Source organism: Acidovorax sp. 100, assembly GCF_003688355.1.
In the GTDB taxonomy this organism is placed as follows: Bacteria; Pseudomonadota; Gammaproteobacteria; order Burkholderiales; family Burkholderiaceae_C; genus Acidovorax; species Acidovorax delafieldii.
Genome location: NZ_REFD01000001.1, coordinates 1,590,055 through 1,615,692, shown reverse-complemented (window position 1 = coordinate 1,615,692; position 25,638 = coordinate 1,590,055). Strand labels below are relative to the sequence as shown.

Here is a 25,638-nt window from a genome sequence, read left to right as displayed (position 1 = left end):
CGCGGGCGCACGCGCCACGCGCTGCGCAAACTGGGCCGAGCGCAGCAATGGCCCGAATGGATGTCCGGCTGTTCGGTTGTTTGGATGTTCGGCTGTCCACCCCCTGCTGGCTGCGCCTGCGGCGGGGCGGTTGTGGGGTGGCATGGGCGTCGAAGCGCCCATGCTTCGTGATCTGACTCGCCGTGGTTGTCCGAGCGGCGCGCGCAGCGCAAAGCGAGTTCCACGGCGCACCCCGCAACCGCCCCGCCGCAGGTTTGCCCCGGAGCGAAGCGCAGGGGTCGCAGACTGGGGGTCGCCTTTTCTTTGGTGACTTTCTTTTGGCGAAGCAAAAGAAAGTTACTCGCACGCCGGGCGACTCCCGGCTCCCGCACTTCACACGGGCATGCAGTCGCCACCCGCACAAAAGCTTCGACAGGCTCAACCCAAACGGACGGGGCGAGAACGAACTATAAAAACAATAGCTGCCAGCGCTTTATGTACTAGCGTCAGCAGCCCAAAATACCTCAGAACTAGCGAATCAAACCGCGCTGAAATCAGGCTTTCTCTTCTCCATAAAAGCCGAGAACGCTTCCCGCGCTGCCGGCTCGCGCAACATGCGCCCAAAGCTCTCGCCCTCTTCCGCCATCACCTCCAGCACCTTCGCCGTCTGCCCGCCCTTCATCAACCGCTTGGTTTCGATGAGCGACGACAACGGCTTGGCAGCCAGCTTCTTCGCTTGCGCCTGTGCGACGCCATTGCATTCGGTCGGCGGCACCACACGGTTCACCAGGCCGACTTCCAACGCGGCCTCGGCCATGAAAGGCTCGCCCAACAGCAAGGCTTCCGCAGCGCGGTGATACCCCAGCATCTGCGGCACGAGCAGGCTCGATGCGGCCTCGGGGCACAGGCCCAGATTGACGAACGGCATGGAGAACGCCGCGTTGTCGCCCGCATAGACCAGGTCGCAATGGAACAACATCGTCGTGCCGATGCCCACGGCCGGGCCACACACCGAGGCGATCACGGGCTTGGGGAAGGTGGCGATGCCGCGCAGAAAACGGAACACGGGCGAGTCCTGCGTGGCAGGCGGCTGCTGCAAAAAATCGCCAATGTCATTGCCCGCGCTGAAGATGGCCACGTCGCCCTGGAACACCACCACGCGCACGCTGGCATCGGCCTTGGCGGCATCGAGCGCATCGGCCATGGCGGCGTACATGTCGCGCGTGATGGAGTTCTTCTTGTCCACGCGGTTGAAGGTGATGGTGGTCACGCCTGCTTCGGTGTGGGCAAGGATGTCTTGGGTGGCTTCGGTCATGGTGGTAAGGGTTCCGGGGGCTGATGGATGGAGGAAAGAGTGCACGTGCAGAGCAACAGGCCGACTTCCTATTCCTTGTAGTAAACGATCTGATGGCTGGTGGCCAGCATGGTGCCAGCCTCATTCCACAGCTGCACGGTCTGGTCAAAGAATCCGTTGCGGAACTCCTGCCCGCGCGCCTGGCCGAGCAGGAAGCCCGTGCCCGTGGCCTGCAGTTGCTCTGCCGTGGCGTGGAAGTACACGGTGATCGACACCGTGCCCGCAGGCACCTGGCGCGCACGGCGCAGCCACACGCGGGGGAAAAACACATCGGCCAATGCAGACAGCGCCACAAAGTCGAGCGGCCGGGGTGGTGTGTCGCGCATCCACAGCTGCGTCAGGCTGTGGTCGCCACTGCCGTCCCAGGTGCGCGGGATGAAGCCAGCGATGGGGCGCATCTCGTAGCGGTTGAGCCATTCCACGGCGCCCAAGGGGGCGACGATGGCCTTTTGCTCTGCAGGCGGAGGCACCTGAGGCATGGGTACATCGCCCACGCTCCAGGTCTCGCGGCGAACGGCCGTGACGGCGGTGGCGGTGACCACCTGCGCGCCGTCGGCACCGGCCTGCAGAATCGACAGCGTCCAGTGCTGGGTGGAGCGATTGGTGCGAACAGGAGTTGCCTGCACCGTGAACGCACCAGCGGTCAAAGCGCCCGCGTAGTTGACTGTGAGCGACAGCGGGTCGCCCAGCCGGTCGGGATGTTGCAGAACGGCCTGCAGCAGCGTGGCGGCGGTGATGCCGCCAAACGGGCCCACCATGTTCCAGTAGCCGGGGTGGGTCTGCCCTTCGTACTGGCCCGTCGCAGCGGACGAAGCCGTCAGTTGCAGCGCCTCGTCCAGCGGGTGGGTAGCGGAGGACGAAGACGCAGACGAAGAAGTGGATGAAGAGGAAGTCATGCTGCAAGTGTGCCGCGAAACGACCGCTCAGGCCGTCGTACCGGAGACTTCGCCGTGGGGCATTCCGCCACCGCCCAGTGCAGCCAGCGCAGCCGCTGCGCGCGGCCACAGGCTTTGGCGGAATTGGTCGCGAAAGAAACCAAAGTGCCCAATGCGCCGCACCTGCAGGTCGGCCGGCGTGATGCTCTCCACCCGGCGCTCGGTGTTGGCGTACAGGTTCACCAGGTTGTGCGTGCCACGCAAGGTCATCAGCTCGTCGTCCGCCATCGACAGCGCCAGCACCGGGAACCGCACCGCGCCATAACTCTGCGCCACCGCAGGCCCCTCAGCCCCCACGCTGTAAGCGGGGTCCAGACACCAGCGCCGCCACTGCAGGATCACGCCCGCAGGCAGGTCGCCCACCTTCTTGAGCGTGCGCCCCGGGAAGTACCCGCACAGCCGCGTGGCCAGCGGCACCAGCACCCACCAGAAATACGGAACGATGCGCTTGAGCTGCGGCGCGTTATCACGCCAGTAGCCGCTGCCTGCGGCCACGCTCAGCAGGCCCGCCACCTGCTCGGGCTTTTTCAGCAAGCCCGGCAACTGCGCGCCCAGGCTGTGACCCAGCAAATACAGCGGCTGCGACGGCAGCGCGGCCTTGGCGGCAGAAATCACCGCCTCGTAGTCCTGCGCCCAATCAAACAGATCCGCCTTCACATCGCGCATGGCACCCTGCAGCGAATCGCCATGGCCCCGGTAGTCGAACGTGGTGACCCGAAACCCCTGCTGCGCCATCCAGAGCGCAAAGGCCTCGTAAAACGACTGTCGCACCCCCATCGCGCCGCCGATGACAACGCTGGCGCGCGGTGCGCCCTCGGGTTCGTAGACACGCAGTGCCAAAGACACTGCCCCGTTGACCTGCAAGGTTTGCTTGTTCATGTCTGTCTCCTTGGTTCAATGCCGATCTGCGCCAGCTTGAAGAAAAACAGGCAGTGCACTTCCCCCTGCCTTCACACCCCGCCCTCAAGGGCGTAGCGAGCGGCTTTCAGGCTAGGCGGACGGAGCGCAGCAACCGGAACGTACTTGCGGTACGTGAGGATTGCGAGCACCGCCCAACGACGCCTGAAAGACGCGCAGTAGCCAGTTACAACGCCTCGATGATGCCGGCGGCGCCTTGGCCGGTACCTACACACATCGTGACCATGCCGTACTTCAGCTTGTGCCGACGCAGCGCATGCACCACCGTCGCCGCACGGATGGCACCGGTAGCCCCCAGCGGGTGCCCCAATGCAATCGCGCCACCCATGGGGTTCACGTTCGCAGGGTTCAGCCCCAGCGTATTGATCACCGCCAGCGACTGGGCCGCAAACGCCTCGTTCAGCTCGTACCAGCCAATGTCATCGCTCTTGAGACCCGCATAACGCAGGGCCGCAGGAATCGCTTCGATCGGTCCAATGCCCATGATCTCTGGCGGCACGCCGCGCGCGGCGTAGCTCACAAAACGCGCCAGGGGCGTCAGGCCAAACTGCTTCACGGCCTTCTCGCTGGCCACGATGAGCGCACCCGCGCCATCGCTGGTCTGCGAGCTGTTGCCCGCCGTGACGCTGCCGCGTGCGGCAAACACGGGCTTGAGCTTGGCCAGGCCTTCCAGGGACGTATCAGGACGAGGGCCTTCGTCCAGGCTCACGGTGCGGCGCTTTTCCACCACTTCGCCGGTAGCGAGGTTGGGCGAACGCTCCACGATTTCGAAGGGCGTGATTTCGTCGCTGAACTCCCCGGCCTTTTGCGCCTTGATGGCGCGCAGGTGGGATTCGAGGGCAAACGCGTCTTGCGCTTCGCGGCTCACCTTCCACTGTTGGGCCACCTTTTCAGCCGTGAGGCCCATGCCATAGGCGATGCCCACGTTTTCGTCCTTGGCAAAAATCTCGGCGTTGAACGAGGGCTTGTTGCCGCCCATGGGCACCAGGCTCATGGACTCGGCGCCACCGGCGATGAGCACGTCAGCCTCGCCCACGCGGATGCGGTCGGCTGCCATCTGCAGCGCGGTGATGCCCGATGCGCAAAAGCGGTTCACGGTCACGCCGCCCACGGGGTGGTCGAACGCCAGGCCCACCGCGATGCGGGCCATGTTCATGCCCTGCTCGCCTTCAGGGAACGAGCAGCCAATGATGGCGTCTTCAATCGCCTTGGGGTCCAGCGTGGGCACCTGCAGCATGGCGCTCTTGATGGCGGCGACCAGCAGGTCGTCGGGGCGGGTGTTCTTGAAATAGCCGCGGCCCGAGCGCCCGATGGGCGTGCGCGTGGCGGCGACGATGTAGGCGTCCTGGACTTGTTTTTGAGCCATGGTGAAACTCCTTCAATTCTTGGGGGGGCGGCTGGAAGGAACCCAGGCCCACGTAAATACACATTCGACCGGCTCCACACCGGCTTCGTCGGTCACGGTGACCTTCACATGCACCTCGCCCTTGTCGCTGGCCCGCATGGCGGCGCGCTGCTCGGCGGTGAGCGTGGCCACGGCCTTCAAGCCGCCCGTGGCGCGCTTCTTGAACGCCATGCTCAGCTCCTTGGCCAGCGGCAGGCAGTCGTCGCGCACGTTCATGCCCACGACCATGCCGGTGGCCGTTTCGGCCAGCAGGTTCATGGCCGAGGCGTGCACACCACCAATGTGGTTTTGCACACGGTGCTCGTTGGCAAGATGCACTTCGACCCGCTCAGGCGTGAGCGACACGAACTTCACCCCGGCCGTGCCGGTAAAGGGCACAGCCCGGCGCAAGATGATGTTCTGCACGAACCCGCGCATGAAGGCGGGGGCCTCGTCCAGGCGCATCAGCGAGCGCTGCAACTTGTTGGGGGCGTGTTCGCTCATGTCGGTCTACCGGTATCCATCGACGTCCGGATCAGTTGCGAACCGGCTTGCCGGTAGACAACATGCCCAGGATGCGCTCATGCGTCTTGGGCTGGGCGATCAGGTGGCAGAACACCTTGCGCTCCAGCGTGAGCAGGTATTCCTCGCTCACCATCGAGCCGGCATCCACATCGCCGCCACAGACCACCTCGGCGATCATGGCGCCGATCTTGAAGTCGTAGGCACTGATGAAGCCGCCGTCGCGCATGTTCACCAGCTGGGCCTTGATGGTGGCCAGGCCGCTGCGGCCCGCCACGGGGAACAGGCGCTTGTGCGGTGCACGCCAGCCGCTCGCGGCCATGGACTTGGCTTCGTTGATGGCCACGAACAGCAGCTCGTCCTTGTGGGGCACGATGATGTCGCTGTCCAGCAAAAAGCCCAGCTTGCGCGATTCGATGGCGCTGGTGCCCACCTTGGCCATGGCGGCGGCGGTGAAGCCCTCGGTCAGGAAGGGCAGCAGGTCTTTGCTGGTGGAAGCGGCCATGTTCTCGGCCGCGCGGCGGGCGATATAGGTCAGGCCACCCGCGCCGGGCACCAAGCCCACGCCCACTTCGACCAGGCCAATGTAGCTTTCCATGTGCGCCACGCGCTTGGCCGAATACACAGCCAGCTCGCAGCCGCCGCCCAGCGCCATGCCGTGGATGGCTGCGACGACAGGCACCTGCGCATAGCGAATGCGCATCATCAGGTTCTGCAGCTCCTGCTCGATGCTTTCCACCGCATCGGCGCCGCCGACCATGAAGGCGGGCATCGTGGCTTCCAGGTCGGCCCCCACGCTGAAGGGCGCGTCGCCGGACCAGATGACCATGCCCTGGTACTCGGCCTCGGCCAGTTCCAGCGCTTCCATCAGCGCTTCCATCACTTCGGGGCTGATGGCGTGCATCTTGTTCTTGATGCTGGCGATGAGCACTTGGCCGTCCAGCGTCCAGGTGCGCAGGGCTTTCGATTCAGCAATGGTGGTGCCAGCGGTGCGCCAGTCGGGCAGGCTGGTTTCGCCCAGCAGGGCCTCGGGGAAGATCTGGCGCTCGTACACGGGCAGCTGGCGGCGGGGCACAAACTTGTTCTGCGATGCACTCCACGAACCTTGCGCTGTGTGCACGCCACCGGCGTCGGCCACGGGGCCCTTGAAGACCCACTCGGGCAGCGGTGCCTTGCACAGTGCCTTGCCAGCGTCGATGTCTTCCTGGATCATCTTCGCCACGTCAAGCCAACCGGCTTCCTGCCACAGCTCGAAGGGGCCCTGCTTCATGCCAAAGCCCCAGCGCATGGCCTGGTCCACGTCGCGGGCGTTGTCGGCTATTGTTGAAAGGTGCACGGCAGCGTAGTGAAAGCTGTTGCGCAGGATGGCCCAGAGGAACTGGCCGGGCGCGCCTTCGGCATTGCGCAGCAGGCGCAGGCGCTCGGCAGCGGGCTTCTTGAGCATGCGGGCATACACCTCGTCGGCCTTCTGGCCGGCGGGCACGTACTCTTCGCTCTCCAGCTCGAAGCGCATCACATCGCGGCCGACCTTCTTGAAGAAACCGGCCTTGGTCTTCTGCCCCAGGTTGCCCAACTCCAGCAGCTTTTTCAGCACGGCAGGCGTGCCAAAGCTTTCGTAGAAGGGGTCGGTCTCAATGCTCAGGTTGTCCTGCAGCGTCTTGATCACGTGGGCCATGGTGTCCAGACCCACCACGTCGGCGGTGCGGAAGGTGCCGCTGGATGCACGGCCGAGCTTCTTGCCCGTGAGGTCGTCCACCACGTCGTAGGTCAGGCCGAAGTTCTCGACTTCCTTCATCGTGGCCAGCATGCCGGCGATGCCCACACGGTTGGCGACGAAGTTGGGCGTGTCGTGCGCACGCACCACGCCCTTGCCCAGGCCGCTGGTGACGAAGGCTTCGAGCTGGTCTAGCACTTCAGGCTGGGTGGTGGGGGTGTTGATCAGCTCCACCAGCGTCATGTAGCGCGGCGGGTTGAAGAAGTGGATGCCGCAGAAACGGGGCTTGATGCTCTCGGGCAGCACTTCGGACAGCTTGGTGATCGACAGGCCCGAGGTGTTGGACGCCAGGATGGCGTGCTTGGCCACGTGGGGAGCGATCTTGGTGTACAGGTCGAGCTTCCAGTCCATGCGCTCGGCAATGGCCTCGATCACGAGGTCGCATTCCTTGAGCAGGTGCATGTGCTCTTCATAGTTGGCCTGCTGGATCAGCGCCGCGTCGTCGGCCACGCCCAGGGGAGAGGGTTTGAGTTTCTTCAGGCCTTCAACGGCCTTGGTGACGATGCCGTTCTTGGGGCCTTCCTTGGCAGGCAGGTCGAACAGCACCACGGGCACCTTCACGTTCACGAGGTGGGCGGCAATCTGCGCGCCCATCACGCCTGCGCCGAGTACGGCGACTTTTTTCACTTGGAATCGGGACATGGGTTGGGTTCCTGGTTGGGGCGTTGCGCAACACCGCAGGGGGTGCGCAAGGCCACGGGAATGGGGTTTACTGGACGCGGATCCAGGTTTGCGTGCGGCCGAACGGGCCGATCGAGCCGCGCACTTCGAGCTTCTTGCCGCCCTCGACGGGGGTCATGCGCAGGGTGTAGTTGCGGCCGTTCTCAGGGTCGAGAATCTTGCCGCCCTCCCACACCTCTTTGCCGTCGGCCTTCTTGGCGCCACGGATGATCTCCAAGCCCACCAAGGGCTTGCCCTTGCGGTCGTCGGAGCACTCCTCGCAGACATCCTCGGGCTTGGCGTCCTTGGACAGGCGCTTTTCCAGCGCTCCGTGCAGCACGCCGCCACCAATGTCGCGGATGCGGATCTCGGCCTTGGCCTCGCCGGTCTTGTCATCGATGTTGCGCCACAGGCCTTCGGGCGTCATCTGCGCCCAGGCCGGCAGCGCACCCGCTACCAAAACAATAGCTGCTACCGCTTTGAACATCTGCGCTCCCTGGCAAAAAGGCTTGAAATCCGCATCCGGCACCGATCAGGCCAGGGCCAGATCGGTGTCCATCAGCACCTTGCTGCCGGCACGGGCGGTGCGCATCAGCGTGGCGGTTTCGGGGAACAGCTTGGCGAAGTAGAAGCGCGCGGTCTGCAGTTTGGCGCCATAGAACGGGTCGGTGTTGCCGGCGGCGATCTCGCGCAGGGCGACCTGGGCCATGCGGGCGAACAGGTAGCCGAACACCAGGTGGCCGGCCACGCGCAGGTAGTCCACCGCAGCAGCGCCCACTTCGTCGGGGTTTTGCATGCCCTTGAAGCCGATCTCGGTGGTGAACTTGGTCATCTGGTCGCCCAGCATGGCCACGGGGTTGATGAACTCGGCCATGCGCTCGTTCACGCCCTCTTCTTCCACCAGCTGGCCAATCAGCTTGCCCAGCTTTTTCAGCGTGGCGCCGTTGTTGCCCAGCACCTTGCGGCCCAGCAGGTCGAGCGACTGGATGGTGTTGGTGCCTTCATAGATCATGTTGATGCGGTTGTCCCGCACGTACTGCTCCATGCCCCATTCCTTGATGAAGCCGTGGCCGCCGAAGACCTGCATGCACGCGTTGGTGCTGATGTGGCCGTTGTCGGTGATGAAGGCCTTGACGATGGGGGTCAGCAGGGCCACGAGTTCTTCGGAATCCTTGCGCACCTTTTCATCGGGGTGGCTGTGCACCTTGTCCAGCAACAGCGTGCAGAAGATCTGCAGCGCGCGGCCACCTTCGGCGTAGGCCTTGGCGGTGAGCAACATCTTGCGCACATCGGGGTGCACGATGATGGGGTCAGCATCCTTGTCCTTGGCCTTGGGGCCCGACAGGCTGCGCGACTGGATGCGGTCCTTGGCATAGGCCAGAGCGTTCTGGTAAGCCACTTCCGTCAGGCCCAGCGACTGGTTGCCCACACCCAGGCGGGCGGCGTTCATCATCACGAACATGGCAGCCAGGCCCTTGTTGGGCTGGCCCACCATGGTGCCGATAGCGCCGTCCAGTGCGATCTGCGCGGTGGCGTTGCCGTGGATACCCATCTTGTGCTCCAGGCCCGTGCAGAAGATGGGGTTGCGCTCGCCCAGCGAGCCGTCGGCATTCACGTTGAACTTGGGCACCACAAACAGGCTGATGCCCTTGCTGCCCTTGGGCGCATCGGGCAGGCGGGCCAGCACCAGGTGAACGATGTTGGCGGCCATGTCGTGCTCGCCGGCGCTGATGAAGATCTTGTTGCCGGTGATCTTGTAGGCGCCGTCAGGCAGAGGCTCGGCCTTGGTGCGCATCAGGCCCAGGTCGGTACCGCAGTGGGGTTCGGTCAGGCACATGGTGCCGGTCCATTCGCCGCTGGTCAGCTTGGGCAGGTACAGGGCCTTCTGGGCGTCGGTGCCATGGGCGTGCAGGGCTTCGTAGGCGCCGTGCGACAGGCCGGGGTACATAGTCCAGGCCTGGTTGGCCGAGTTCAACATCTCGTACAGGCACTGGTTCAGCACGAAGGGCAGGCCCTGGCCGCCGTAGGTGGGGTCGCAGCTCAGCGCCGCCCAGCCACCCTCGACGTACTTGGCATAGGCGTCCTTGAAGCCGGTGGGGGTCTTCACTTCGTGCGTGGTCTTGTTCAGCACGCAGCCTTCGGTGTCGCCGCTGATGTTGAGCGGGAAGGCGACTTCGGCAGCAAACTTGCCAGCCTCTTCGATCACGGCATTGATGGTGTCCACATCCACTTCGGCGTGGGGTGGCATCGCCTTGAATTCATCACTGACCTTGAGCACTTCGTGCATGACGAATTGCATGTCGCGCAGGGGCGGCGTATAGGTGGGCATGGGTTTACTCCTTGGATGTGGTGGTTTGGTTGGAAACTTTGCGGCGCGCCACTGTGGGTGCCTTGGCTGCCGCTGTCGGCGCGCTGTAACGCGCCAGAATGTTGTGAAAGCCCACGACAGCCCGGTCGATGGAGCCCGGGGTCTGCAGGAACCGCGCCTCGTAGTGCAGCGCGAGGATCAGGCCGTGGATCTCGAAGAGCATCTGCTCTTCCTTGGTGTCGGCACGCAGTTCGCCCAGTTCCTTGCACTGCTCGATGGCGCGGCGCATGGCGGCATGCCAGGTCAGCACCGAACTGGCCAGCGCATCGCGCACGGGGCCGGTTCGGTCATCGAACTCGACCGCGCCGCTGATGTAAATGCAGCCCGAGTCGATTTCGATGGAGGTGCGCTTCATCCAGTTGTCGAACAGCGCCGACAAACGCGCCACGCCACGGGGGGCGGACATGGCGGGGTAGAACACTTCCTGCTCGAAGCGGGTGTGGTATTCGCGGATCACCGAAATCTGCAGCTCTTCGCGGGAGCCAAAGTGGGCGAAAACGCCCGACTTGCTCATGCCGGTGACGTCTGCCAGCGCCCCGATGGACAGGCCTTCCAGCCCGATGTGCGTGGCCAGACCCAGCGCGGCCTCGACGATGGCCGCCTTGGTCTGCTGGCCTTTTTGCAAGGCACGGCCGGTACCACTGCGAGCGCGCGGGATGCGGGTGACCTGGCGGGATTCGGGGATGGAGGACATGGGCACGAATAAAAACGAACGTTCGTTCTATTCTGCAGCAAATTCCCTGCAGCCCCCAAGCCCCCGAAAAAAATAGGGAGACCCATCCAAACCACCCGTTGCAGCCGCGCCACCCCCGCCGTGACGCGCCGCCTCAACAGCGCGGACCGCTACAACATCAGCGCAAGGCTGGCTTCCAGGTGCTCGGTGGGCAGGCGCCGAAACCCCGAGCGGGCGTAGCACTGCAGGCGCCCGACCACAAAGGCCGTCAACACGCTGGCCGCCACCTGGGCATCGACTGTGGGCGTGCTGGATGCGGCTGCACTCGCGCGCAGGCACTGGCGCAGGGTGGATTCGATGCGGTCAAAGAACTGGTTCATGCGCTGCTGCAAGCGCTCGTGCTCGAACACCAGTGCGTCGCCCACCATGACCCGCACCATGCCCGGGTTGCGTTCGCCAAACTGCAGCACCAGCGCCACGATGCGCGCCGCCTGGCGCGCGCCCACGTCGGCAGGCTGTGTGGGGCCGGGCACGTCGCGCCCCGTGATCTGCTGCACCAGTGTGAACACCGACTGCTCGATGAAATCGATCAAGCCCTCGAACATTTGCGCCTTGCTGGCGAAATGGCGGTACAGCGCCGCCTCGCTGACCGACAGGCGCGCGGCCAGCGCGGCAGTGGTGATGCGCTCGGCCCCAGGCTGCTCCAGCATGGCGGCCAGGGCCTGCAGGATCTGGACGCGCCGTTCCCCGGGCTTGGGCCGCTTGCGTGCAGCCGCAACATCACCCGCTTCGGCGGTACTGGCAGGCTCGGGGAGGGGCGAGATTTCAGACATGCAGGACAGGGACTCCGGTGGGGCCCTGCTCCCGGTGCGCATGCCACTGGGCATGGTCGGATCACGGCAGGGCGTGGATCACGATGTCACATCTTGCCGCAGCCAGGAGGGGCCGGGGCGCCACCTGTTTGCACAAGTCAATCGTGTGTGGAAATGATTCTCGCACAGGCCCCTTGTCGGTCCGGACGGCCCGGGGACCCCGCACGACTACAGCGGAAACACCACCCTCACCAGCAGCCCGCGCCCCTGGGGGCCCGTGCCCAGCGTCAGTGCGGCACGGTGTACCCGGGCAATCTCGTCCGCAATGGCCAGGCCCAGGCCCGTGCCCTCGCCTCCCGCGCCGGGCACGCGGTAGAACCGCTGCAACACGCGGGTACGCTCAGACTCCGGCACGCCTGGGCCGTCGTCCTCCACCTCCACGTAGGGCCGGGGCGGGCCCGCGCGCCCCTGGCGCAGTCCGCAGCGGATGGTGACCACGCCTCCTGCAGGTGTGTATTTGATGGCGTTGTCCACCAGGTTGGACAGCAGCTCGCGCAGCAGCCAGCCATGGCCTGTAACATGCACCAGCTGGACATCGAGCCCGAGGTCCAGGCCCTTGCCGGTGGCTGCGTCCAAAAAAGTCTCCAGCAGCGACTCGCACAGATCCTTGAGGTCCACCCGCTGCGGCGGCTGCGCGTCCAGGCTGCGGGCGTCCGCGCGAGACAACGCCAGCAGCTGGTGCGCCAGCTGAGAGGTGCGGCGCGTGGCGTTGCGCAGCTTCTCGATCTGATCCGCTCCCAAAACAATAGCACCTTGTGCACGATCTTCATGCGCTAGCGGCATTTTCCGGTCGAAATCCGGGAATGACGTGCGCGGCGGCGCTGCCGCCTTGGCCATCATGGCCCAGGCCTCCACCTGGGCCTGCAAGCCCGCCAGCGGCGTGCGCAACTGGTGCGCCGCGTCGGCCACAAAACGCCGCTGCCCTTCGGCCTGTGCGTTGACCAGCGCAAACAGGCGGTTGAGCGAGTGCACCAGGGGCCGCACCTCGTCGGGCGAGGCGGCCTCGTCGATGGGACTGAGATCGCGGGGAGAGCGGCGCTCCACCGCCTCCGCAAGCCCCACCAGGGGTTTGAAGGCCTGCCGCACCGCCCAATGGATCGCAAAACCCGCGGCAATCAGCAATACGAGGTTGGGCAACAACACCCTGAGGAGCAGTTGCTGCGCCCATTTCTGGCGAGGGTCCGACCCGTCGGCGAGGGCCACGACCAGTTCGCCCGCCCCCGTGCGCCCGCGTTGCGCCGCCACCCGGTACGTCACGCCGCCGAACTCCACGCTGTGGAACTCCGGGGCCTGTGTAGTGGGCACGGCGCCGTGTACCCAGCCCTCTCCGAGCAACAGGCGCCCCGAGGTATCGCGCACGCTATAGGCCGCAAAGCCCGCGTTCTGGCGCAAAAACTCTTCGATGGGCGGCGCCAGCAGCAGCAGCGGTGGGTCGTTGTCGTGGATGGGCGGCGCCAGCACCGAATCGGCGAGCGCGGGCAGCAGCCGCACCAGACGCTGGTCGTGCTGGCCAGCTGCCTCATCGGCCGACCGGTAGTCCAGCCAGACCCCTGCCAGCACCAGCACACACAGGGGCAGTACCAGCATCAGCAGCAGCCGGGTGCGCAAGTCCGATGTCATGGCGCGCAGGCCGGGCCGCCGGGAGGAGTTTTTCCAAAGCATGGCGAGGCGGCGAACTGGGCGCGGAAAATTTCTGCTCAGGTTGCCTGCAGTTCAAGCCGGTAGCCAAAGCCCCGTATGGACCGCAGCGCCACACCGTGGGGTTCCAGCTTGCCTCGCAGGCGCGAGACATACACCTCCACCGCGTTGGGGGTGATCTCCTTGTCCCAACCCGTCAGCGCTTGCAGCAGCTTGTCTTTGCTAGCAGGCTTGGGGGCGTTGATCAGCAGGTATTCGAGCACCGTCCACTCGCGCGGGCCCAGTTCGATGACCTGCTCTCCAGCCGGTGTGCGCATGCTGGCCCGGCGCCCGGCCGTGTCCAGCTCCAGCGGGCCAAAACTCAGCACGGCCGTGGTCGCGGCCTGGGAACGGCGCAACAGCGCACGCAGGCGCGCCAGCAGCTCGGGCAGCTCGAACGGCTTGACCATGTAGTCATCCGCACCCAGATCCAGCCCCTGCACCCGGTCATGCAGAGCGTCACGCGCCGTCAGGATCAAAACTGGCATCGCGGGGCTTGCCATGTCAGGGCGGCGCAGGCGGCGTGTCAGCTCCAGGCCGTCCATAGCGGGCAGCCCGATGTCGATGATGGCGGCGTCAAACGACTCGGCGCGCAGCACCTCTTCGGCCCGCTCGCCACTGCCCACCCAGTCCACCGCATAACCCGCATCGGTGAGCCCCAGCTTGATGCCGCTGGCCACCATCACATCGTCTTCGACCAACAGCAGACGCATGGAGACCTCACGCGGGGTCAGTGAGAGCGGATCATGGTGCCGTAGGCCTGGTCAGTCAGGATCTCCAGCAGCATGGCATGGGGCACACGCCCGTCAATGATGTGCACGGCATTCACGCCCGCCTTGGCGGCATCCAGCGCACCGGCAATCTTGGGCAGCATGCCGCCCGAGATGGTGCCGTCGGCAAACAGCTCGTCGATGCGGCGGGCTGTCAGGTCGGTCAACAGGTTGCCAGCCTTGTCGAGCACACCGGGGGTGTTGGTCAGCAGCATCAGCTTTTCAGCCTGCAACACCGTGGCCAGCTTGCTGGCCACCACATCCGCATTGATGTTGTAGCTTTCGTTGTTCTCGCCAAAGCCAATCGGGCTGATGACGGGAATGAACGCATCGTCTTGCAGCGCCTTTACTACGCTGGGGTCGATGGAAACGATGTCACCCACCTGGCCCACGTCGTGTTCGACGGTGGGATCCTTGCTGTCCACCATCTTGAGCTTTTGTGCGCGAATCATGCCGCCGTCACGGCCGGTCAAGCCCACGGCCTTGCCACCGGCTTGGTTGATCAGTCCCACGATGTCCTGCTGCACCTCGCCGGCCAGCACCCATTCGACCACTTCCATGGTTTCGGCATCGGTCACACGCATTCCCTGGATGAACTCGCCCTTCTTGCCCAGGCGGTTGAGCGCGGTTTCGATCTGCGGGCCGCCACCGTGCACCACCACCGGGTTCATGCCCACCAGCTTGAGCAGCACCACGTCCTCGGCAAAGTCAGCCTGCAGGGCCGGGTCGGTCATGGCGTTGCCGCCGTACTTGATCACCATGGTCTTGCCATGGAACTTGCGGATGTAAGGCAGCGCCTGGGCCAGGATTTCAGCCTTGTCGCGTGGGGCAATCGAAAGAAGGTCGGTCATGGAGGCGTGCCATCCGGAGAAAACTGTGAGGCGCAAATTGTGCCGCATTCGCCAGGCGCGCGAACACAAGAAGGCTTCAGTGGCGCAGCCAGTTCGGCACTTTGAACCGCACGATGGCCAGATAGGCCATGACATAGCTGACCACAAAAAGCCCACAAAACGCCATGAGCAGGGGCGTGTTGTTCCAGAACAGCACTGCAGGCACCACCGTCAGAAGCGTAAAACCCCACAGATAGGGCGACGTACGGTTGTTGCGCATCAGCACCCGGCGGGACTCATCATCGTGAAACACCCCACGAACAATGCGGCGGTAGATGAGCTGGTGAAAATGCAGCGCATCGGCCACGCCCGGTGAAACGCCCCGCACCGCCTTGCGGTAAATGGAGAAAATCGTCTCCCACACCGGGTAGATCAGCAGGAGCATCGGGAACCAAGGCGATACGTCCGCATTGCGCTGCACCAGCGAGATGCTGGCCAGCGCAATCACGCCACCCCATACGTAAGCGCCGCCATCGCCGGCAAACAACATGCCGCGCGGATAGTTCCAGACGAGAAACCCCCCCGTGGCAGCGGCCGTTGACACCAACAGCGCAGCCAGCGCTCGATCACCGACCTGCAACGCGACATGCGCCAGAGCCAGGCAGACAATGAGTGCAACCATGCCGGCCAGGCCGTTGTATCCATCGATGATATTGAACGCGTGGGGAAGCCCTGACACAGCAATAACCACGATAGCGACGCTCAGCCAAGGAGCAGCCGTGAGCACGGAGTCCAGCCAGGGCCAGCCCGTGCGCGGCAAGCTGAGACCCAGAAGAATGATCGCGAGAGCGCCAGAAGCGCCCGTCAAGCTCAAGCGATACCGCACAGAAAGACGCTGGGTCATATCTTCAGCAATACCTCCAAAGACTGCTGGCAGTAGTGCCACCAGCCATCCTCCGACCCACGCACCCAACTTCAGAGAACCAGGGTCGCCCCAATGAATCGACTGCAGGACACCCAGCCCCCAGCTACAGCCGATTCCAAGAAACAACGCAGCACCGCCAAGTCTGGGTATGTCTCCGAGATGAAACCTTTGCGGCATGCCATTGCCATACACAACCGCGTGGCTGCGCATCCACCGCACGATGAATCCTGCCGCCAACGCGGCCACGATAAATGCCACCACAGATAACCAGATCATGAGCGGCAGATGGTACCCGTACTCGCCACAAGTACCTGCAAGAAAGCGTTGCCAAAGAGTCCAAGAAGATCAGGAGGCGGACAATCTGTGCGAAAACTCACACCTCGACAGCTTTTTCGTTCGAAGCGGATGCAATGCAAACGTACAAACTGGCGCCGCTCGATTCGTGACGGCATAACGCGGCTCACAGCACAATTCACAAATTCGCCCGTTCAGCTGCTACCTGAGCAGGCCACGGTAAAAGCGCATCACCTTCTCAACATACTGTTGAGTTTCAGGATATGGCGGAATCCGTCGCCCATACTTGATCACAGCACCTTCCCCCGCGTTGTAGGCCGCGAGCGCCAGCTCCTTGTCACCATCGAACATACGCAACAGGTCTGCTAGGTATCGCGTCCCAATCTGGGCATTTACCTTGGGCTCCATGGCGGCATGCTCCCCGCCAGAGGAGGGACGCGCTGCCACCCCATAGCGCTCAGCAGTAGCAGGCATGACCTGCATCAGCCCAAGGGCGCCCTTGCGCGATACGGCCCTTACATTGAATGCAGACTCCGCAGCGGCGACTGCAATGACAAATGCGGGGTCCAGCGATTGCGCTGCCGCCGCCTCCTCCAAGTGCAACTTGGCGTCGTCATAACCGGGGAGCTGCAAAGCCGAAACGCCGCGCTCCTTGCTTTTCAGCTCCGAAGCAGGTGGCACTCGGTTGAGCCAGATCAGCGCGCGCGAATTCGCCGACGGGGGCACGTTTCCAATATGGGTCACTCCGTCCTTGTCCACGAACTCCCAGATTTGATTGGCCCGACATGCCGACTGCAAGCACACGAATAATGCCATCAGCAGCACCACAGCCCGGAAAGAGAAAAATCCAGGGAGAACATATCCTCCCTTCACGCAGCCAAACGCAGTCGCGTCCATCGTCATCTCCTCTTGTCCGCGTCAGGCAAAAGAGCTTTCAGTGCTGAAGCAACCCTGCTGCGCCATGAAAGCGGTCGGTGCAGTGCAACAGGCCACGCGTCTCCCCGCCTGGAGCGGATCAAACGCGCGGGCGTGCCCGCTGCAACCATTCCCGCTGGCACGTCCTGCCGCACCAACGCTCCGGCCGCAACAACCGCCCCGCGACCAATCTTTACCCCCTCAAGAACAATGGCCCCGGCGCCGATCCAGGCACCATCCTCAATAATGATTCGCGCCCGGGTAATGCGGTTGCGTGCTATGACGACATCACCCTCGTCGATCGCATGACCCGCCGACAACAGCTTGGCATGCGGCCCAATCAAGACATCCTCACCAATGTCCAGCCCGCCCTCGCCTGACAAGTAGCCACCAACGTTCACGATGGTTCGGGCGCCAATACGGATCCCTACGCAAGGGTCTGCTTCCACGTCTCCCAACACTAGCCGAGTATGGGCGTAGATACTGACACCATCAGCCAGACACAACCCATTGAAACGCTGACCAAAACGCATCACCGAGACCGTTGGATCTATCCGGCAACCATCGCCCAACTGATCGACACCCGAGTGCGAAGTCGTGAAGTCTGGAATTCCCAGCAGCATTTCCTTCACACTCACTGACTCAATGACGCACCAGTGAACCTGCGCCAACGGCTGCGCCACGTGCGGTCCTTCAGTTCCATCGTCTTTGCCTGCAGCTCCACTCGCGTCGTCACAAGCTCGGTGTCCATCAAGGTTTTTTCGGATCGTAGCGAATCCACGTTCGTTCGCAAGTCGCTGATCTCCTGTTGCAGTTTTGCAATCAGTTCCTTAGCCTCTGCAAACGCTTTCTGGTGCTCTAGCAACGAAGCTCGTTCACGCTGATGAACCAGAGTCAACGCCTGCAGCTCATCACGCAGACCGTCCACCAAGCCCCGAGCCTCTTTCAGCTCCCAAATGGGGGCATCCACACAGGGAGTGACAACCACCATCCATTGGTAAACATCAAAGTCCTGCCAACCTGCCAACAACACTTGGCGCTGATCGCCAGAAAGTGCACTCCAATATCCGGCAAATTCGCTGCACTCAACAGGCACCCGGTTGGCCTCCCATACCCGCGGTGCCCACCCACAATCGAGTAATACCTTCTCGATACTGCGCTTGGTAAAGAACCGGACATGCGTTCTGTCCAATTGCCCCTTATCCGAATAATCGAAGACACCACCACGCATGGCAGCCAAGACACCAGCGTAGGCGATGTTAGGCACCGAAATTAGCAACTGCCCCATCGGCGCCAGAAATTCGCTCAATCGTTGCAGCACGTCCTCGGGTTTTTGCAAGTGCTCAAGCACATCACACGCCAGCACCATGTCAAAACGGCGCCCAACAATCGCATCCTGCCAATCCTTACCGTCCAAGTTTCCGGAGATGACTTCCACGTCCATCTTCTTAAGGACTTCTAGGGCCTCGGGGTCGTTTTCCAGCACCGTGACGCGATGACCACGGGCCTGCAAGACACGCGTCATCGCACCAGGACCAGGCCCCAGCTCCAGAACAGAGCATTGGCCTGGCGGAACCCGACGCAGCAAACGGGCAGCCCACGCATCCCCATCGGGATCGAAGGCGTAGTTGTATCTATCAACGTCTGACAAAGCCGCTCCCTCTATTCGGTACGTTTCCACATGTTGTCCCAGACACCCCATTGCCACCACGCCCAGGGGCGTGCGCGAACATCCCGCTCCAGCCGCTGAATGACTGCATCCACGGCGGCCTTGGGATCTTCCGGCAGAGGATCTACGTCCACCGTCAGGCGATCCACCCCCTGCGTGTAGCTGATCGCATGCACCAGGGGAACACCCGTGGACTTTGCCAGCCGCTCGATGCCGGTGGGCAGGCTGATTTCCCCACCCAAAAATGGATGTTTGCGCAACCGGCCAAATGTGGGCTGCCAAACATCCGCCAGAATGATCCAGATCTCACCGGCGGCTAGCCCATCGTGCACGGGGCGCAGGCTCTCGCTGGTGCTGCGGTACTGCCCCCGCATCACGCCCACCAAGTTGTTGACCTTTCGGGTTAGGAAACGGCGGTGCACCGAGTCCAGATCGGGGTTGTCCAGCACCGGCATCGTCAGAGCATTCATCTTCAGCCCCCTGCGCGCGAACGCCACCACGCTTGTCATCAGCCGGTCAAAGTGCGTCAGGACAATGATGAAACCTTTTTTCCGGTCCACCAGCCTTTGCACATGCTCCCACCCGTCAAGCTCTATGGAAGGCCCGTTGGCGCCGCCTAGGCGTGGAAGGGCCGTGCCGTCGATCATTTCCAGGGCAAGCATATCCATGTGAGCACTGGTCCACTGCATGCGCTGCACCTGCGTGGACTCCGGGAACACCTGTTCGAAGCGCATGAGTAAGAAATCCTCCGTAGAGCGGCGCGTCTCACGCGGGTCGCGCCCCAGGCGAGGCGCCAACTTCCAGGGCAAGGTTCCCGGTAATCTGGCAAGGCCAGGGTAGCCATATTGCATCCGCCAGTCATTACTCATGCGACCGCCACCCATTCATGGTTCAAGGCCACCAGCCCGAATTCAGTGTTGCGCAAATTCAGTACTGTGAAGGGCTGCACCAGCTCGGCCATGTCCAGCATCTGGATGGCCGTATCGTCCAGGGTGTAGACACTCCAAAGGTATTCCCCAGACAGCAGGGGCAGCGACGGGAACTTGACTCGCAGGCGGTGCAGGCCAACGCCTCGCAGCCCGCCCTTGGGTTCGTGGAACTGTGTGCCCGTTCCAAACACGTTGTCCTTGTCCGGCCGCACGATGAAGAAGGCCACATGGAACGGTGCGTCGGTGTACGCCTCCACCTCGATCTCCACCGACAAGTCCTGGAACGAATCCACCTGAGCCGGGTTAATGCCGTCGCCCGTCTCGGTGGTGATGCGCACGATCTTGACCAGCGGCGTGTCCACAGGCACGGGCGCAGCGCTTGCGGCTGGCTCCTGCATCGCGCCGTCAGCAGTCCGTTCTGACGATACGCTGGCGCGCAAATGGGCATAACGGCGGCGTTCGTGGGCCTCGTACGCGGTCACGACATCCTCGGTCTTTCCCAGCGCTTCCACTCGGCCGCCATGGATCCATGCAGCTCTCTGACACAGGCTGCGAACCTGGTAAAGATTGTGCGAACAGAACAGCACCGTGGCGCCGCGCTCGCGCAGCCCCAGGATCCGATCCAGGCTCTTTTTCTGGAAATGCAGGTCTCCCACAGACAGCGCCTCATCTACAATGAGTACGTCCGGGTCGATGGCCGTCGCAGCCGCAAACGCCAGCCGCATGAACATGCCCGAAGAATAGGTCTTCACTGGGCGTTCAAGGGTTTCCTGGGTCAGCTCCGAGAATGCCGTGGCGCGTGCGATAAAATCCACCATCGCATCCCCCTCCAGGCCATGCAGGGCGGCCATGAAGCGGACATTGTCAAAGCCCGACTCCTCGGGATGAAATCCAGCACCCAGCTCCAGCAAGGCTGCCACGCGGCCTGTTTTGGTCACTTGTCCGCTGGTAGGCCGAATGGTGCCAGCGGCAATCTTTAGCAGGGTGCTCTTGCCCGCACCGTTCTCGCCGATCAAGCCAAACGTCTCGCCCGCCTGGACCTCAAAGTCCACGCCGGTCAGTGCCACATGGATACGGTGGCGGCGGGTGCGCGCAACCCACTCCCACAGCCGATCCTGCGGACGGGCATACACCGTGTACTTTTTTTCGATGCACTCAAAGCGGATGGTCATGACTTACAGCGCCTCGCCGAGTGCAGATTTCATCGATCGGAAGAACCACCAGCCGCCGCCACCCAACAACACCACCCAAATCCCCAACGCCAAAGGTGTTCCAGGCGGCACCGGCATGTGCAATACAGTGCTCTGGACCATCAGTACCAAGCATGCCAATGGATTCCAAAGAAACAAGCTGTGAAACTTTTCGGGCACCTGGGACAGCGGATAGACGACCGGTGTCAGGTAAAACCAGAGCTGTAGTGCAAAGGCGACCATCGAACCCACATCGCGCCAAAGGAAGTGCGCCATGCTCAGCACCAGCGTCAGACCGAAGGTGAGAACAATCTGCGCCAAAACCAGAACAGGCAGCCAAGCCAGAGACATGTAGGGTCCTACGCCCTGCGCCAACGACAGCACAAGCAACAATCCATAGCCTATACCCAGAACCAGCAGACTCCCTCCTACAGACACAGCGGGCAGTATTTCCGCCGGCATGGGCTGTTTGCGCAGGAAGTCTTCATATGCAGCAAGACTCCCCACGCCACGACCAATGGCATCGGTAAATGGGAGCCATACCGCCAGCCCGGCCAACAGGTGCAACAGATAGCCGTTGTCCACATCCAGTCCGGGCACACGCACTGCAAGCACTAGACCAAACAAGACATAGAAAATCGCCAGAGTGGCTAAGGGTTGAACGATTGCCCAAGCAAACCCCAGCATCGAACCGGCATAACGAGTCTTGAACTCGCGCACCATCCAATAGCGCCAAAGCACCCACACTTGACGTGTATTGCGAGACGATGCCGGCGCAATGGCATGGGAACGGGATGTCGGGTCCGTCATGCCACAGTCCGCAGCCAATCGACCGCCTTAGCGACACCCTCTCCAAAAGCCATCTCAGGCTTCCATTTCAGCTCATCTTGGGCACGCCGAATATCCAGCACGTTGACCGGGGGATCAAATGACCGCGCAGGAAACACGCGGCGCTCTACCGTGCGCCCGAGCAATCGCTCCAGGGTGACCAGAATGTCGTTAACACTGGTTCCCAAGCCTCCACCCACGTTGAAGATGCGTGATTCCCCCTGATGACGTGCTGCAGCCACAAATGCACGCCCCACATCTGCAGCATAAACAAAATCTCGCACGACAGACCCATCGCCCCACACATCCACCGGCGTGGAATGGAGCGCACGGTGCGCAAAAACAGCAATGACCCCTTGCACACCATGAGGCTGCTGCCATTCGCCATAGGGATTGCTCAAGCGCAGGATCCGGATGGGCAGGCCATACTGCGCCTCTTCGATGCGCAGGTGATGCTCGATGGCCAGCTTGGTAGCCCCGTATGCTCCCATGGGCATTGTGAGATGTTCCTCGCTCAAGGGTACTGACACAGGGCGGCCATACACAGCGCCACCAGAAGATGCAAACAGCAACCTCGGACGCGCCGCTTTGCCACGCAAGTCATGGAGTAGCCTCAGCGTCCCCACAAGGTTAGCCTGGACATCACCAATAGGGTCTTCACTCGCCGTTGCGGGCACCGTTGAGGACGCCAAATGGACAATCACGTCCGCCCCCCCCACCATATCCCACCAAGCAGACAGATCAAAACAATCCGCTTGAACCTCACCGGCAAGCCATGGGGCAACCGTGGCCGCCAGCAAGGACCGATCAACGGACCACACCTCAGCACCTTCTCCGGCCATAGCACGCCCAATATGGCGCCCCAGAAAGCCTCCTCCACCTAAGATAACACAGCGCATCAGGAAAGGCCCTTCTTATGCGCCTGCGCCCGCGCATCCAGCAAAGCCACCTCAAACTCTTGTGCCACCATATCCCAAGTGTGTGCACGCGCGAAGGTCTCCGCCCGAACGCTCAAGGCGTGACGCCGCTCGTCATCCTCCAGCAAGCCGCATATGGCTGCGGTCAGACCTTCTGGCGAAGTCTCTGCAAGCACAGCGACGTGCTCGTGCAGCAGCCACTCCACATTTGGGCCCCGATTGGACACCACGGCACACCCGCAGGCCATTAATTCAAGAGGCAGCAGTGACGCATTGGTCAACGACAACACCAGAGCCACATCGCATTGACTGTAAAGATCCGGCAAATCATCCAACGCAACCGTGCCACAAGGAAGATGAGGAAATGGGATGTGATAACCAGCGGTATCCCAACCCGCCAGTACAAACTGCGTGTCCGGCATCCGCTGCCAGACGGCATTGAGCACGAGGAGTCCCAACTCGAATGCACGCCGTGGCGTGGGCGGGCGCGCATAGAAGAAAACACGGCGGATCTCTGGCTCTCTACGTGGCAATCGACGGTAGCGCTCAAGCTCCACACCAAAGCCCACCGGGCGAGTGTCCATCCCATACTCTTTGGCAAGTTTTTCTGCAAGCCAAGCACCCGCAGTGATCCCAAAGAAGCCGAAATGGTATGTGTTCTGTGCCAAGACCGATTCCGAGCCCACGGGATAAAAATGTGGTTCGTAGTCCTGTACGAAATACAGTTTGGATCGAGCGCCGGCAAATGCGCGCACTGTATACGCAGTATCCCAGCCCGTCGCGACTGCAAATTCGCAAGGTGGAAGATTGTCCTGCCCAAGCAATACAGCCGCTTCCAATGGAAAGAAGTGCTTTCGGATCGCATCACGTGCTTCATGGGCGTCGTGGTGCATGACAGGATTTGCAATCACGACGCTAGAAACGTATCCCATCTGCTCCAGATGCCAAATCGTGCGAAAGATATTCAGGTGGCCACCCGAGCCCACATTGAAATCCGGGATAAACCACAGAAGCGTTCCCTGCTTAGCCTCACCGGGCCGAGCTGACAGCACGTAGGGCATCGCAAATCCGTAGTGGCGGAACACATCGACATGGCGACCAGGCCCTTGCCTCAGACGACGCACCACAGCTCGCAATGCTGCAGGCACACCCTCTTTGCGCGCCATTTCTTTAACGCGCCACATTTTTTTTGCAAGGTTCAACGCCATGATCAACCAGCTCCAACACGCTGTAATTGCTCATCGCGCGATACCGAACGCAGCAGCCATGAGGGCAACTGGTCGTGCCTGGTACCAAGATATTGCCCGGCGACACGAGCCATTTCTATGAACCCCATGTATGCGGCATTCTTCAACAGGCGCCGGCCCCTCAGCCCCCCATCACGAAGCCAGCCGAGATCGCGTCTTGCCAAGTAAAGACCCGATTTGATGGCCTGCACTAGGTTATCTTGAATTCGATAGCCAAAGTACAGGTTAAACGACCGCGCCTCATCAAAATTGCGCTGAAGTGTTTCCCATATACCGAAGTCGTGCGAATGGTAGACAACCGCATCCGGCACGAAGGCCTTCGCATAGCCCGCCTCAATCGCGCGCAAAGCCCAGGTCTGATCCTCGGCAAACGCGACTTCTGGCAACGGAATTTGCTGCCAAACCGAGCGACGAATACAGGCATTGTTGCTCGAGAAAAAATGCAACCATTGGCGGTAGCCGACGTCTGCGGCAAAACGAGCGCGATCGTCAAGCCGGACCACAGCCAACTCGCAACCGAAGCCCGCGAAGTGCTGACTCAGCTCACAATGCGTAACATGGCGGGCTTCGGGATGAGCGCGATGCGGCCCAAATGCACCTGCCACAGCAGGCTCGGCATCGCACCCTTTTACCATGTTGTATAGCCAGTCAGTGGTTGCGGGCTTGGCGTCTTGAGTAATGAACACCAAAAACTCTCCCACCGACAAGGAAGCTAGGTAGTTGCGTGTGCGCCCATGACCAAATTCTTGTGGAGAAATCTCTTCACAACGAACGCCCTTCGTACGCACCAGTGCGACGGAGTCATCCTTTGAGCCAGAATCAACAACGATAACCTCAAAGGGCCATGGAGTTTGCTGCTGCAGGATCGCATCAATCACCTCGCCAAGCAGTGGGCCGCCGTTTTTGACAGGAATTAATACGGAAGCGCGAACGTGGGTCATTCAGTGAGGCGGCGAAGCAATCGCTCGAAAAGGAAAATCTGCTGCATCGCCCCCCCCCAGAGCCATAGTGGGCATCCAAAGCGAAAGGCAATATCTAGGCAACCGTACATTGTACCGTCGCCTACTCGCACCGCAAGAAGCGTTGTAACAGGCCGCTACAACAATCCAGACACTTCTACTTTGATTGCGCCTTTTCGAACAGCCCACTGATGGCAGCAGAGTTCATCACCACGCCGTACTTCGCGAGGAGGTCTTGCTCCAGCGTTCTTGTGGCAGTCTGCCGACAATAGTTCACAGCTCTAGCCGCAGCCGAAACCGCCACTTCATCCCATGCCAGTTGACGACTATCACGCTTGTCGTCAATGAAGAAAAGGTACACAAAATCCCCTTCACGCACGGGACCTACCATATCGCCTTGCTTCGCCGCAGCGAGGGTACGCAAAATTGCATTCTCATCGACCAGAACTGCCCAACCGATGTCACCTTGCGCTTCCAGGCGATAGATTCCTTCAACACGCTTAGCCATGGCCTCGAAAGGCTGGGCACCTGACGCAATCAGTTTGGCTTGCGCCATCATCCAATCCATAGCAGCCATGCCGTCCACCGTTTCCGAGGCTGGCAACATCACGCGATTCAAACGTGCCATGGGCGGAACTCTGAACGCCTGCGGATTTTCGTCAAAGAACTTTCTTGCCGCTGTGGCATCTGCGGGCGGATCGCAAGGTGGCATCAGCTTGCGAAATACCGACATTGCATACACATCATCAAATCGGTCGCCTTCTTTCCCGGGCTGCCGTTTTTCACCCAGACGCTCTCCCTCTTGCACAAGCGCCCTTCCCATCGCCATCTCGCGCAGTACTTGCTCCACACCCCACTTGCTACGGGAGCTGGCGCGCAGGTCAACCCTGCGCTCAAGATATTGAGACAGATCAGACGACGTTATGACCTCTCCACTCTTTAACTGAACCAGATCTGCTGCGGCAGCCGCCGACGCCCCCCCAATCATCAGAGCAGATAAAAGGCAAACACCCCAAAATCGACCCGCACCCACAGAACGTCCACGCATT

General features: G+C 62.0%; 24 protein-coding genes. All 24 read right to left on the bottom strand.

Going from position 1 to position 25,638, the window contains the following annotated elements; genetic code table 11:
- Positions 1-517: 517 nt before the first annotated feature.
- On the bottom strand, positions 518-1,294 hold the full coding sequence (locus C8C96_RS07605) for an enoyl-CoA hydratase (protein ID WP_010462523.1): 777 nt from the start codon (positions 1,292-1,294) through the stop codon (positions 518-520).
- A gap of 68 nt (positions 1,295-1,362) precedes the next feature.
- Positions 1,363-2,229 carry an acyl-CoA thioesterase II gene (locus C8C96_RS07600; RefSeq protein ID WP_121941940.1) on the bottom strand — a complete coding sequence of 289 codons (867 nt, stop codon included), beginning with the start codon at positions 2,227-2,229 and terminating at the stop codon, positions 1,363-1,365.
- Positions 2,230-2,256: 27 nt separating this feature from the next.
- The gene (locus C8C96_RS07595) at positions 2,257-3,147 is read right to left on the bottom strand and encodes an alpha/beta fold hydrolase (protein ID WP_121941939.1); all 891 of its coding nucleotides are present in this window, start codon (positions 3,145-3,147) and stop codon (positions 2,257-2,259) included.
- 205 nt (positions 3,148-3,352) lie between these two features.
- Entirely contained in the window at positions 3,353-4,552 is a 1,200-nt protein-coding gene (locus tag C8C96_RS07590) for an acetyl-CoA C-acyltransferase (RefSeq protein ID WP_116748882.1), read from the bottom strand.
- 12 nt (positions 4,553-4,564) lie between these two features.
- A complete protein-coding gene (locus C8C96_RS07585; RefSeq protein ID WP_121941938.1) occupies positions 4,565-5,074 on the bottom strand; it encodes a DUF4442 domain-containing protein in 510 nt (169 codons plus the stop codon).
- A gap of 31 nt (positions 5,075-5,105) precedes the next feature.
- Positions 5,106-7,508, bottom strand: coding sequence for a 3-hydroxyacyl-CoA dehydrogenase/enoyl-CoA hydratase family protein (locus tag C8C96_RS07580; protein WP_121941937.1), 2,403 nt, complete (start codon positions 7,506-7,508; stop codon positions 5,106-5,108).
- A 67-nt stretch (positions 7,509-7,575) separates the two neighbouring features.
- Positions 7,576-8,013, bottom strand: coding sequence for a DUF2147 domain-containing protein (locus tag C8C96_RS07575; protein WP_056059410.1), 438 nt, complete (start codon positions 8,011-8,013; stop codon positions 7,576-7,578).
- A gap of 45 nt (positions 8,014-8,058) precedes the next feature.
- Positions 8,059-9,855 (bottom strand): acyl-CoA dehydrogenase C-terminal domain-containing protein, encoded by a 1,797-nt coding sequence (locus C8C96_RS07570; RefSeq protein ID WP_121941936.1) that lies wholly within the window; start codon positions 9,853-9,855, stop codon positions 8,059-8,061.
- A gap of 4 nt (positions 9,856-9,859) precedes the next feature.
- The gene (locus C8C96_RS07565; RefSeq protein ID WP_099731283.1) at positions 9,860-10,588 is read right to left on the bottom strand and encodes a TetR/AcrR family transcriptional regulator; all 729 of its coding nucleotides are present in this window, start codon (positions 10,586-10,588) and stop codon (positions 9,860-9,862) included.
- Positions 10,589-10,737: 149 nt separating this feature from the next.
- On the bottom strand, positions 10,738-11,400 hold the full coding sequence (gene slmA, locus C8C96_RS07560; RefSeq protein ID WP_121941935.1) for a nucleoid occlusion factor SlmA: 663 nt from the start codon (positions 11,398-11,400) through the stop codon (positions 10,738-10,740).
- A gap of 207 nt (positions 11,401-11,607) precedes the next feature.
- Complete coding sequence (locus C8C96_RS07555) at positions 11,608-13,059, bottom strand: sensor histidine kinase (protein WP_121941934.1); 1,452 nt, start codon at positions 13,057-13,059, stop codon at positions 11,608-11,610.
- Positions 13,060-13,136: 77 nt separating this feature from the next.
- On the bottom strand, positions 13,137-13,829 hold the full coding sequence (locus C8C96_RS07550; protein ID WP_056059420.1) for a response regulator transcription factor: 693 nt from the start codon (positions 13,827-13,829) through the stop codon (positions 13,137-13,139).
- Positions 13,830-13,846: 17 nt separating this feature from the next.
- Positions 13,847-14,737, bottom strand: a complete 891-nt coding sequence (argB, locus tag C8C96_RS07545) for an acetylglutamate kinase (RefSeq protein ID WP_121941933.1) — start codon at positions 14,735-14,737, stop codon at positions 13,847-13,849.
- Between the two features lie 76 nt (positions 14,738-14,813).
- Positions 14,814-15,917 carry a glycosyltransferase family 4 protein gene (locus C8C96_RS07540; RefSeq protein WP_121941932.1) on the bottom strand — a complete coding sequence of 368 codons (1,104 nt, stop codon included), beginning with the start codon at positions 15,915-15,917 and terminating at the stop codon, positions 14,814-14,816.
- 219 nt (positions 15,918-16,136) lie between these two features.
- The gene (locus C8C96_RS07535) at positions 16,137-16,832 is read right to left on the bottom strand and encodes a lytic transglycosylase domain-containing protein (protein WP_199737454.1); all 696 of its coding nucleotides are present in this window, start codon (positions 16,830-16,832) and stop codon (positions 16,137-16,139) included.
- A 2-nt stretch (positions 16,833-16,834) separates the two neighbouring features.
- On the bottom strand, positions 16,835-17,488 hold the full coding sequence (locus C8C96_RS07530; protein WP_233584187.1) for a DapH/DapD/GlmU-related protein: 654 nt from the start codon (positions 17,486-17,488) through the stop codon (positions 16,835-16,837).
- Positions 17,485-18,501 carry a class I SAM-dependent methyltransferase gene (locus tag C8C96_RS07525; protein ID WP_121941931.1) on the bottom strand — a complete coding sequence of 339 codons (1,017 nt, stop codon included), beginning with the start codon at positions 18,499-18,501 and terminating at the stop codon, positions 17,485-17,487. The genes C8C96_RS07530 and C8C96_RS07525 overlap by 4 nt, the downstream gene beginning before the upstream one ends.
- Positions 18,502-18,512: 11 nt before the next feature.
- Positions 18,513-19,370, bottom strand: coding sequence for a lysophospholipid acyltransferase family protein (locus tag C8C96_RS07520; protein ID WP_233584312.1), 858 nt, complete (start codon positions 19,368-19,370; stop codon positions 18,513-18,515).
- A 14-nt stretch (positions 19,371-19,384) separates the two neighbouring features.
- A complete protein-coding gene (locus tag C8C96_RS07515; RefSeq protein WP_121941929.1) occupies positions 19,385-20,620 on the bottom strand; it encodes an ABC transporter ATP-binding protein in 1,236 nt (411 codons plus the stop codon).
- A 3-nt stretch (positions 20,621-20,623) separates the two neighbouring features.
- Positions 20,624-21,448: an ABC transporter permease gene (locus tag C8C96_RS07510; protein WP_233584186.1), complete on the bottom strand. Its 825-nt coding sequence runs from the start codon at positions 21,446-21,448 to the stop codon at positions 20,624-20,626.
- A complete protein-coding gene (locus tag C8C96_RS07505) occupies positions 21,445-22,365 on the bottom strand; it encodes an NAD-dependent epimerase/dehydratase family protein (protein WP_121941927.1) in 921 nt (306 codons plus the stop codon). Before C8C96_RS07505 ends, C8C96_RS07510 begins: the two co-directional genes overlap by 4 nt.
- Positions 22,365-23,591, bottom strand: a complete 1,227-nt coding sequence (locus C8C96_RS07500) for a glycosyltransferase family 4 protein (protein ID WP_121941926.1) — start codon at positions 23,589-23,591, stop codon at positions 22,365-22,367. Before C8C96_RS07500 ends, C8C96_RS07505 begins: the two co-directional genes overlap by 1 nt.
- Before the next feature lie 2 nt (positions 23,592-23,593).
- On the bottom strand, positions 23,594-24,571 hold the full coding sequence (locus tag C8C96_RS07495; RefSeq protein ID WP_121941925.1) for a glycosyltransferase family 2 protein: 978 nt from the start codon (positions 24,569-24,571) through the stop codon (positions 23,594-23,596).
- Between the two features lie 175 nt (positions 24,572-24,746).
- Positions 24,747-25,637, bottom strand: coding sequence for a peptidylprolyl isomerase (locus tag C8C96_RS07490; RefSeq protein ID WP_233584184.1), 891 nt, complete (start codon positions 25,635-25,637; stop codon positions 24,747-24,749).
- Position 25,638: the final 1 nt, after the last annotated feature.